Here is a 10,902-nt window from a genome sequence, read left to right as displayed (position 1 = left end):
TGGACTCATCCTTTCCGTAGGCGCGGGTCCAGGACCAGGTAGAACAGGTCGACCGCTGCGTTGACCAGCACGAACAGCAGTGCGATCGCCAGCGCGGCGCCCTGGACCACCGGGTAGTCGCGTTGCAGCACCGAGCTGACCAGCAGGTTGCCGACGCCGGGATAGGAGAAGACGGTCTCGGTGATCACCGAACCGCCGAGCAGCGAGCCGAATTGCAGACCGAGCACGGTCACGATGGGCAGGCCGGCGTTGCGCAGCACGTGGCGGCGCAGGATGGTCCGCTCCCGCAGCCCTTTCATCCGGGCGGTCCGCACGAAGTCGTCGCTGAGTACCTCCAGCACCGAGGCCCGCACGATCCGGGTGATGAAGCCGGCCATCGCCAGCGCGAGGGTGGTGGCCGGCAGGATCAGGTACTGCAGCCACGGCCCGACCAGCTCCGGCCGGTCCTGCAGGATCGCGTCGAGCAGCACGAAGTTGGTGGTGGGCTGGTAGTCGAGCTGGCTGGGCAGCCGACCGATCACCGGCATCCAGCGCAGCCACACCCCGAAGATCACGATGCTCAGTACGCCGAGGGCGAACCAGGGCAGCGAGAAGCTGACCGTGGCGATGGACCGGGTGGTCGTGTCGACCCAGGTGTCCTTGCGCAGCGCGGCGATCACCCCGGTGACGACCCCGATCAGGACGGCGATCAGCATCGCCGCGACGGTCAGCTCGATCGTCGCCGGTAGTGCCCCGCCGAGCAGGTCCAGCACGCTGTTGCCGCCGTAGAAGGAGCGCCCGAGATCGAGGCCGAGCAGGTCGCCGAGGTAGCGCAGGTACTGCTCCCAGATCGGCCGGTCCAGACCGAGCGCTTCGTTGATCCGGGCCTCGTTGGCCGAGATCTGCTCGGCGCTGAGCCCTTGGGTACCGCTGGCCGCGAGGGTGGACGACGGCGAGCCGGGTAGCTGGCGGATGGCCAGGAACACCAGGGAGGCCAGGACGAACAGCACCACCGGCACGCTGGCCAGCCGGCGCATCGTGAGCATCGGCAGCGATCTGCCGCGCAGCAGCCGCATCATCGGCGGCTCCTCGGGTCCAGCGCGTCACGCAGGTCGTCGCCGACGAAGTTGCTGGCGACCACGAAGACCAGCGTCAACGCTGCGGGCAGCACCGCCATCCGGGGTGCCGAGTAGATGAACTCCTGGCCGGCCTGCACCATGTAGCCCCAGTCCGGGGTGGGCGGCTGGATGCCCAGGCCCAGGTAGGACAGGCCGGCGGCAAATCCGGCGGCCACCGACAGGGTCATCACGATCTGGGCGAGCAGCGGGCCGGCGATGTTCGGCAGGATCTCCTGGATCATGATCCGGGGCGACCGGGTGCCGCCGAGCCGGGCGGCGAGCACGTAGTCGCGGGCGGCCTCCCGGGCGGTCAACGCCCGGGCCAGCCGGGCCAGGCCGGGTGACAGCGCGACCCCGACCCCGACCACCAGACTGCGTACGCCGGGTCCGCTGGCCGCCACGACCAGGATGATCAATAGCATCGACGGGAAGGCCAGCCCGACGTCGGTGACCCGCATCAGGATCTGCTCACCCCAGCCGCCGAGGTAGCCGGCGAGCATGCCGACGGTGGTGCCGATGAGCGCGGCCAGGACGGTGGCGAGGAACGCGACCAGCAGCAGTGGTTGGGCGCCGTACACCAGCCGGGCCAGGAAGTCACGGCCGAGATCGTCGGTGCCGAGCGGGTGCCCGGCGGTACCGAACCCGGCGAGGGTGACGTTGCTCTGTCGCTCCGGGTCGGCGCCGATCATCAGCGGCCCGATTGTCGCCATCAGCACGAAACCGACGACCACCAGCCAGGAGACGGTGGCCAGCCAGGACCGGGCGATGGAGCGCCGCGCGAAGGCGGCTCTCCATCGCCCGACCGGCCGCGCCCCGGCGACCGTCACCGGTCCCCCGGCCGGGCCGTGCGGATCGGATCAGACACTGGCGTTCTCCATGAAGCAGCGGTGGTTGCCGAGCGCGGCGACGTTGGCGCCCTCGACGTTCGCCCCGGTCACCACCGGGTTCGCCGAGTAGCACAGCATCGACAGCACCATGTACTGCTCGGCGAACCGGCGCTGGATGTCGCTGTACGCGGCGGTGCGCTCGGGACCGTTGGGCAGGTTCTTCGCGGCGGCCAGGTCGTCAGCGAACGCCTCGGATCCGGGCAGCGTGTTGAATCCGGAGGTGAAGTCGCCGTACACCCCGGACGGCAGGCCCATCGCCCCGATCATGTTGTCCGGGTCCGGGATGTAGGAGTTGCGCTCCCAGATCATCACCTCGTGGAACTCGTCCTCCGGGTCGAGCAGCCGGCTGAAGTAGGTCGCCGGGTCGACCGAGTCAGTGACGACCGTCAGCCCGATGTCGGTGAGGTTCTGCGCGACGATCTGCGCCGCGCGCGGGTGCCAGGAGTCGCTGGCCGCCATCAACGCCACCTGCCGGCCGGTGGCGCCGGCCGCCTCGATCAGCCGCCGGGCCTCGTCCGGATCGAACCGACTCAGGTCAGCCAGGCTCGGGTCGTAGCCGTCCTGCGACGGCGGGATCGTGTAGCCGTCGGGCAGCGCGCCGATCCCGAAGAACGCCTGGGCGATGATCGCCTCGCGGTCGACTGCCAGGTTTATCGCCTGGCGCACCTCCAGCTCCGGGATCCGCCGGGCGTCGATCATCATCATCGCGTCGAAGCTGTACGGCGTCTCGTGGAAGGTCACCGCGTCGTCGGCCTTGAGCTGCTCGACCGCCGAGTACGGGGTGAACTGGGTGGCGGACAGGTCGCCGCTGAGCAGCGAGCTGACGATGGTCGAGGGGTCCTGGACCTGTTGCATCACCAGCCGGTCGACCTTGGGCCGGCCGGTGCGGTAGTCCTCGAATGCGGTCAGCACCACCTGCTGCCCGGCGGTGGCCGAGGAGAACTGGAACGGGCCGGTGCCGACCAGGTTCTTGCCGATGTCGGCGCCGTACTCGGCGAGTGCAGCGGAGGAGATGATCCGGCCGCCGATGTCGGAGAGCCGGTTGAGCACGGTGGCGTCAGGGCTGTTGAGCACCATCACCACGGTGTACTCGTCCGGAGCGTCCAGCGAGGCGACGTTGGCGCCGAGGCTGCGCAGCGGCCGGGAAGACCCCTCAGGCAGCGTCGGGTCGTCCTCGTTGAACTGCCGACCGAGGCTGGCCAGCACGTCCGCCGAGGTGAAGGTGGTGCCGTCGTGGAAGGTCACACCTTGACGCAGAGTGAAGGTGTAGGTCAGCCCGTCGTCGGAGATCTCCCAGCTCTCGGCGAGGTCAGCCTGCGGCTCGTTGGTCTCGAAAGAGATGAAGGTCAGTCCACGGCAGATGCAGTCGACCGCCATCCAGTCGCCCAGTGACGTGTAGAAAGCGGGGTCGTTGACGGCGCTGGTGGCGTCGATGCCGAGCGTGAGAGTGCCGCCGCTGCTCGTGCCGTCGTCGCCGTCTTCGCTGCCATCGGAGGCGACGCCGCAGGCGGCGAGGAGGTTGCTGGCGCCGAAGCCGAGACCGAGCAGACCGGTGCCGCGCAGCATCGCGCGACGGCTTATCAGATTCTGCGGGAGTTTGCGGGGATCGTCCGACATAGTGCGCTCCTCGGCGGGGTATGGGACGAAGATGGATTAAATTTCATTTGGATTGGATCCAAAACCATCATCTGCGGTACCCAATTCGGGTCCGTATCGCGATTGTGAACGTCTGGTGTCGGGATATCGAGAGTGGACAGGGGTCCCCGTGGCCGGCGCGCTGGCCGACGCACCGGCCGGGTCAGTCGGCCGGCACCACGTCATTTCCAGTGGAGCAGCAGGCACTGCCCGCACTGCGGGCGGCAGCCGGATCCGGCACGTCCATCGCCGGATTGCGGTCGAAGAAGCCGTCCGGTTCGAGGATCATGTGGATCGCGTCCACCGGCATCACCGGCCACTGCTCCGGGCGCGGGAAATGGTGGGTGCCGAGCACCGGCCACAGCACCAGCTCCGCACCGTCGATCGACCGGTCCTGGCGCTGCCAGACCTGCACACCGTCGTCGCCCGGCTCGGCATGGTTGGGATAGCGACCACCGAGGAACTGCTCCTGCGGATCGTACGGGGTGGCCCACAGGTGCTGGTGGATGAACGGTGCCCGACGGGCCATCACCGAGTCCGGCCGGGCGAACGGTCGAGTGGTGTTCGGCAGCAGCAGCCGGTAGGCCGTCGGCTCACCGTACCGGTTGGTCCGGGTGGTGCTCTCCACCCGCCAGCGGCGAGCCGACGCCGGGTCGGTGCGGCGCGCGGCCTGGGACTCACGCAGCAACGGGGTACGCACGTTGCGTACCGCGTTGCCGTACGGGTCGAGCGTCGGGTCGGTCTCGCCCTCGGCATGCTCCTCGACCAGCCGGTTGCGCGATCCGTCCACCGCCATGTCCAGGCGTAGCCCGAAGTAGTGCTGGTGGGTCGGGGTCTGCACGTTCGACGCGACGATCCGGCCGTAGCGCACCTCGTCGCCGTCGGCGATACCGGAGGCCGACAACATCCCGGTCAACTTGACCTCCAGCTCGATCCGGCCATCCTGATAGAGCGACCAGTAGAAGCCGTAGTCGTAGTTGGCCACGGTCTGAAAGTTGGAGATGACCAACCGCCGCGAGCGACGCACCTGGCTGACTCCGCGGCGCAGGTCGTTGTGCTTCCAGAGGATGCTGTGGTCCTCCTCGTGCATGCAGATCGCGTTCGGGATGGTCACCGGGTCCCCGTCGCCACCGAGATAGGCGGTGTCGAAGTAGTAGATGACGCCGAGGCAGTCGCAGCCGAGGGCGAGCGAGTTGGTCAGCGGCCCGGCCCCGTACTCGCCCCAGTCGAAGAAGTTCTTGCGGTACTGGGTGGAGTTGGGGTCGAGGTACGGCACGTACATCTCGTTGCAGGCGGCCCGCTTGACCACCGGCCGCCCCTGGAACTCCAGGTCGTACAGGACCAGGCCCTCGCGGTGGGTGAAGCCGACCCGCAACTGCCAGCCCTGCCAGCTGACTCGCCAGCCGTCGACGTCGAAACTCGGACCGTCGGGCTGCACGACATCCAACGGACGCAGGCCCGGCCGGGTCGGCCAGGCGTCGGCCTCCAGCGGGCCGGCCTCTTCGGAAATCGGCACCACGCCGTGGTCCTCGACCTCCAGGACCTCCATGGTCGCCATGTCGATGATTGGCACCACGCCCTGCACCGGGCGGACGTAGCCGTTGTCGCCCTCGTCGACACGGTGCCAGACGGTGCCCCAGGTCAGCCGCCGGTCGGCGTAGCGCTTCGGCTCGAAGCCGCCCATCGACTCGGCGTCGACCATCACCAGGGAGACGTCGTGGATGCCCCGCTTGGCGAGCACCTCGCGGAACAGTGGGCTCTGCCGGCAGGCCTGGGCGGCCGCGCGAGCCTCCTCGGAGGTGATGCCGGGCCGACGCGGGTCGAGTGGACGCCAGTCCAGGCAGCGGTCCGCAACGTCCTCGTCTCCAGCGTGGTCCGACGGCGCACCGTCGGCCCGGCTCCCGGCGGCCAGCGCGACGTCGATCTCCCAGGCAGTGCCGGCGGCGTGGTCCATGGCCACCAGTCCGAGTCGGACCTCCCCGGCCGCCGCCGCGCCGGCCACGACGGCGCGGGCGTGTGCCTCGTCCAGCGTGGCCCCCCAGAACCGGGTCCGCTCGCCGAGGCGACCGTCGGCACGCGCGACGGCGACGGCACGGGCGATCTCGGCCGGGCTGGGCGGATCGAGCGGATGACTGCGGTGGTTGCGCCCGTCCGGGCTGGGGTGGCACGCGCTCACGATTGCTCCTGTCGCCGTCGCGGGAGTCGTTCCGATGCGGTCCGGCTCGTCTGGGGTCGGTCTGTGTCGCGTCGTGGTGGCTGCGGCGGGCCGGTGCTTCCTAAGAACTCCCTGGCCAAGGTAGTCTCGGATACTACCTCAGGATCTTTGGATCCAAAACCGGGATCCAAAGCGAAATGTACGGGACCCGCAGGGTCGACGGCCGGCTTGCTATCGTGACATCCACATCGCACCACTGTGGAGAAGACCGCAGCCGGGCCGGCACCCGGCCGGCTGCGCCGCACACCGATCAGACAGGGGCACCGGGCATGCCAGTCAGCTCGACGGAAAACACCAGCAGTGCCCTCGTCGACGCCACCGCCGCGAAGATCCGCGCCAAGATCATGTCCGGCGAGATCCCGATCGGTGCCCAACTGCGCCAGGCCGAGCTGGCCAAGCTGCTCGGGGTCAGCCGCACCCCGGTCCGGGAGGCGCTGCGCCAACTGCAGACCGGTGGGCTGATCGAGGTGGTGCCGCACCGTGGCGCGGTGGTCCGGGTGCCGGCGCCGTGGGAGGTCCGGGAAGCCTACGAGGTCCGTGCGGAGCTGGAGGCGCTGGCCTGCGAACGGGCGGTCAGCCGGATCACCGACGACGTCCTGCACGAGCTGCGGGAGGCCAACTCGCTGCTGCGACGTACCGAGCAGGCCGCCCGGGGCAGCATCCCGCAGCGACGGGTCGAGGACGACCCGGGGGTCGCCCGCGCCCGGGTCGCCCTGGCCGGCTCCACCAACGCCGCCAACGACCGGTTCCACACCCTCATTCACCAGGTGGCCGGCAACGACTGGCTGGCCAGGGTGATCAAGGAGATCAACGAGGCATTCCCGCGTAACGTCTCGGCGCTGGTGTTGCAGGACAACCCTCGCCACCGCGACGACAACTTCCACGAGCACGAGCGGATCGTCGCCGCGCTCACCGCGGAGGACGGCGAACGCGCGCGGCGTGAGATGCAGGCCCATGTGATCAGCGCCGGTGAGCAGTTGGCTCGCTGGTACGAGCGGCGTTCGGCAACGGTGTTCCGGGGTTGACCCGGTCGCCGGCCCAGTCCCCGGGCGGCACCCCGTCGACCCCCATCGCCGCCGGAGCGAGAAACTCCAGGTCCGGCCGGGGCATCCCGGTCGCCAGGTCGGCCAACGCGGCACCGATCGCCGGGCCGAACTTGAACCCGTGCCCGGAGCAGGCCGCCGCGACCAGCGCCTGCGGATGCGCCGGCAACGCCCCGACCGCGAACCGGTTGCCCGGCGCCATGGTGTAGCGGCAGGCCAGTTCTGCGGTGACCGGGCCGTCGGCGGCCGGCAGGAAACGACGGGCGACGGAGAGCAACTCGGCCCGCTCGGTGGCGGTCACCGGACCGGGCGGCCGGCTCAGGTCGTCGACCGGACCATGGTCGAATCCCACCTTGACGGCGTCCGGACCGTGCGCCGGGATGCCGTAGAGCAGACCGACGCCGGGGACGTCGACCGAGAACGGGCCGAGCGCCGGCGGGGCCAGCAGCGCCGGGGTGGACGAGCCGATGTGGATGTTGACGATCCGCACGGTGGTCAACCGGCTGGCGAACTCCGGCACCAGGTCGGCGGTCCACGGTCCGGCACAGATGACCAGCCGGTCGGCGAGCAGGTCACCGGAGTCGGTATGTACCCGGACCCCGGCACCGTCCGGGTGCCAACCGGTCACCCGGCAGCCGTCGCGACGGTGCACCCCGGCGGCCCTACCGAGCCCGGTCAGCGCGTCCATCGCGGCGGCGGCGTCGATCACGCCGGCCGCCGGATCGTGTACGGCCACCATGTCGGCCCCGAGCACCAGGCCCGGCGCGATGCCGGCGGCCTGGTTGGCGTCGACCAGGACACAGTCCGGCCCGCGCAGGGTGCCGCTGGTCCGGGCCGGTCGGGCGTACAGGCCGCCGACAGTGCTGACCAACCGGCGACCGGCGGCCTGTTCCAGCTCGCGCCAACCGGTGTACGCGCGGTCCACCAGGTCGTCCCAGACCGGCGACGGATAGGCGCGACGGATCATCCGGGTCTGTCCGTGTGACGATCCTTCCGTGTGCCCGGCCGGCAGCCGGTCAAGCTGGATCACCCGGACACCGCGTGCGACGAGTGCCCAGGCCGCGCTGCGTCCGTGGACGCCGGCACCGATGACGATCACGTCGGCCCGGCGGTCTGCACCGGTCAGCAGCGCGGGAGCCGGGCCCGGCGCTGGCGGCACCGGCGGCACAGCGTCCGGCGTGGCAGTCGCCGTCGGTGGCGTCGGTACGCCGGTGGCCGCCGGGCGGGCCAGTCGGGCGAGCAGCGCGTCCACCTCGGTGTCGTCGTTGTAGACGTGCACGGAGGCTCGGACCACCGCAGGCAGGCCGCGCCGACCCAGGTCCCACTGGCCGTGGCTGGCCGGCACGGCGACCAGGTGCAGGCCGGCGGCGCGCAACGTGCGTACCGTGGTGGCCGGCTCCTCGCCGTCGCGGACGAAGGTGACGATGCCACCGCCGGCCGCCGGCGGGTCGACCACGGTCACTCCGGGCAGCTCGGCCAGCCCGGCCCGCAGCCGGGCGGCCAACTGGCTGACGTACGCCGAGATGGCGTCGACGCCGAGGGCAAGCGCCTCGGTCAGCGCGGCGCCCAGGCCGAGCCGCAACGCGTGCGACGCCTCCCAGGTCTCGTACCGTCGGGCACCGGGCAGCAGGTCGTACTCCTCGTCGCCGGTCCATCGGGCCCCGCGTACGTCCGGGGTCAACGGACGGGCGCGTTCACGCAGCGCCGGGTCGAGATAGAGCAGCCCGGTGCCGCGCGGTCCACGCAGGAACTTGCGGCCGGTGGCGACCAGGATGTCGGCGTGCATCGCGCCGACGTCGACGGGCAGTTGGCCGACCGACTGGGTGGCGTCGACCAGCAGCGGTACGCCGGCAGCGGCGACCCGGGCGCCGATCTGCGCGACCGGTTCGATCAGCGCCGACGAGGTCGGTACGTGGGCGACAGTGACCAGCGCGGCCGGCTGCCGCAGCGCCTGCTCCAACTGGTGCAGGTCGACGCCGCCCGAGTCGTCGGTGGGCAGCACCTCGACGCTGATGCCCCGGGCGCGGCGCAGCTCGAGCAGGTGCAGTGCCGAGCTGACGTAGCTGGACGCGGAGGCGAGGATCCGGTCGCCGGGGCCGAGCCGCAGCGCGTCGATCGCCCGGTGCCACGCCACGGTGGCACTCTCCACCAGGGCGATGTCCTCTCCTGTCGCGCCGAGCAGCCGGCCAGCCAGGTGGTAGACGTCGGCGGTCCGCTCGGCGGCGGCCTCGGCCGCCTCGTAGCCGCCGAGCCGCGACTCGAGCCGCAGGTGGTCGATGACCGTGTCGAGTACGGCGAGGCTGGGCAGTGCGGCGCCGGCGGCGTTGAGGTGGTGGGCCAGGGTCGCGCCGGGAGTGGCGGCCCTCAGCGCCGCAGGGTCCAGCGTCAGCGCGCCCGCCGGCACAGACGCCGGGCCCAGCGGCACGGGCGCCGGGTCGGCGGGCTCCGCGACCGCACCCGCCGGCCCGGTCTGGGATGCAGAGTCTCTCAAGATGGATCCCATCGGTGATCGAGGCGGTGCCCGGTCCGGTCGACGGCACCTCGCCGGACCGGGCACCGCCGGTCAGAGCGCGACGACGACGCCCTTGCGCTCGCAGTACGAATGCAGGGCTTCGTCGCCCAAATCCCGGCCCAGACCGGAGTCCCCGACCCCGCCGAAGGACAGCGCCGGGTCGAAGATGTTGTACGTGTTCACCCAGACCGTGCCGACCCGCAGCACGGCCGCCATCCGGTGTGCCCGGGACAGGTCCCGGGTCCACACCCCGGCGGCCAGCCCGTACGACGTGTCGTTGCCGATCGCGACCGCCTCGTCCTCATCGTCGAAGGCGATCACCCCGGTCACCGGCCCGAAGATCTCCTCCCGGGCGATGGCCATGTCATTGCGTACCCCGGTGAACAGGGTCGGCTCGACGAAGTAGCCGGGCCGGTCCGGCACCCCGCCGCCGACCGCGACCGTGGCCCCTTCCCGGATGCCGGTCTCGATGTACGACAGCACCTGCTGGCGCTGCTCCTCGGAGACCAGCGGGCCGACGGTCACCCCGCCGTCCAGTCCGTTGCCCAGCGGCACCCGGCGGGTCGCTGCGGCCAGCCGCTCGGTCATCTCGTCCAGGATCGACCGCTGCACCAGCAGCCGGCTGCCGGCGGTGCACATCTGCCCGGAGTGGCCGAACGACGCCCGCATCGCGGTCAGCACCGCGGCGTCCAGGTCGGCGTCGGCGAAGACAATGTTCGGGCTCTTCCCACCCAACTCCAGGGTGAGCCGTTTCGTCGTCGCCGCCGCGCCGGCCATCACCAACCGGCCCACCTCAGTGGAGCCGGTGAACGACACCTTCGCCACGCCCGGGTGGGCGACCAGCGCCGCGCCGACCTCGCCGTCGCCGGTGAGCACGTTGAACACCCCCGGCGGCACGCCGGCCTCGGCGGCCAGGGCGGCCACCCGCAACATGGTCAGCGGGGTCTGCTCGGCCGGCTTGACCACCACCGGGCAGCCGGCGGCCAGCGCCGGGGCGATCTTGAAACAGCCGGTCATGATCGGAAAGTTCCACGGCAGGATCAGCGCCGCCACACCGACCGGCTCCAGCACCGTGTAGACGTGGTGGCCGCCGCCGTCGATCGGCACGACGGTGCCGGTCAGCCTGCTGGTCGCCCCGGCGAAGTGCCGGAACGCCCGGGCCGCCGCGCCGGTGTCGGCCCGGGAACGTTCGATCGGCTTGCCGTTGTCCCGGGTCTCCAGCACCGCCAACTCCTCGAGGTGCGCCTCGATCAGGTCGGCGAGCCGGTGCAGCACCCGGGTGCGCTCCAGCGGAGCCAGACCGCTCCACCGCCGGTCGGCGTACGCCCGGGTGGCGGCGGCCACCGCCGCGTCCACGTCCTCGGCGGTGGCCTGGGCGACCCGGCTGATCACCGCGCCGGTGGACGGGTCACGCACCTCGATCAGCGCGCGCCCACCGGGGGCGATCCACCCGCCGTCGACGTGGAACGGCTCCAGGTCGGCCAGCGGGGCGACAGACGACGTCATCGGGCTA

General features: G+C 71.2%; 7 protein-coding genes. 1 reads left to right on the top strand and 6 read right to left on the bottom strand.

Going from position 1 to position 10,902, the window contains the following annotated elements; translation table 11 throughout:
* Window positions 1-5 precede the first annotated feature (5 nt).
* The 4 genes from O7543_RS27950 to O7543_RS27935 form a co-directional block, all read right to left on the bottom strand.
* Window positions 6-1,058, bottom strand: a complete 1,053-nt coding sequence (locus O7543_RS27950) for an ABC transporter permease (protein WP_281551124.1) — start codon at window positions 1,056-1,058, stop codon at window positions 6-8.
* A complete protein-coding gene (locus tag O7543_RS27945; RefSeq protein WP_281551125.1) occupies window positions 1,055-1,924 on the bottom strand; it encodes an ABC transporter permease in 870 nt (289 codons plus the stop codon). Before O7543_RS27945 ends, O7543_RS27950 begins: the two co-directional genes overlap by 4 nt.
* A gap of 30 nt (window positions 1,925-1,954) precedes the next feature.
* Window positions 1,955-3,601: an ABC transporter substrate-binding protein gene (locus O7543_RS27940; protein ID WP_281551126.1), complete on the bottom strand. Its 1,647-nt coding sequence runs from the start codon at window positions 3,599-3,601 to the stop codon at window positions 1,955-1,957.
* A gap of 181 nt (window positions 3,602-3,782) precedes the next feature.
* Window positions 3,783-5,795: a primary-amine oxidase gene (locus tag O7543_RS27935; protein ID WP_281551127.1), complete on the bottom strand. Its 2,013-nt coding sequence runs from the start codon at window positions 5,793-5,795 to the stop codon at window positions 3,783-3,785.
* Window positions 5,796-6,103: 308 nt separating this feature from the next.
* On the opposite strand from O7543_RS27935, the gene O7543_RS27930 reads away from it, so the two are divergent.
* Entirely contained in the window at window positions 6,104-6,859 is a 756-nt protein-coding gene (locus tag O7543_RS27930) for a GntR family transcriptional regulator (protein WP_281551128.1), read from the top strand.
* On the opposite strand, the gene O7543_RS27925 is transcribed toward O7543_RS27930, so the two are convergent.
* On the bottom strand, window positions 6,795-9,368 hold the full coding sequence (locus O7543_RS27925; protein WP_281551129.1) for an aminotransferase class V-fold PLP-dependent enzyme: 2,574 nt from the start codon (window positions 9,366-9,368) through the stop codon (window positions 6,795-6,797). The two genes, O7543_RS27930 and O7543_RS27925, sit on opposite strands and share 65 nt — an antisense overlap.
* A 72-nt stretch (window positions 9,369-9,440) precedes the next feature.
* On the bottom strand, window positions 9,441-10,895 hold the full coding sequence (locus tag O7543_RS27920; protein WP_281551130.1) for an aldehyde dehydrogenase family protein: 1,455 nt from the start codon (window positions 10,893-10,895) through the stop codon (window positions 9,441-9,443).
* Between the last annotated feature and the right edge of the window lie 7 nt (window positions 10,896-10,902).

Origin of the sequence: Solwaraspora sp. WMMA2080 (assembly GCF_027497395.1) — a bacterium.
Lineage (GTDB): Bacteria > Actinomycetota > Actinomycetes > Mycobacteriales > Micromonosporaceae > Micromonospora_E.
The sequence above is the reverse complement of the archived record's forward strand: the minus strand, read 5'-3'. Positions and strand labels throughout refer to the sequence as shown.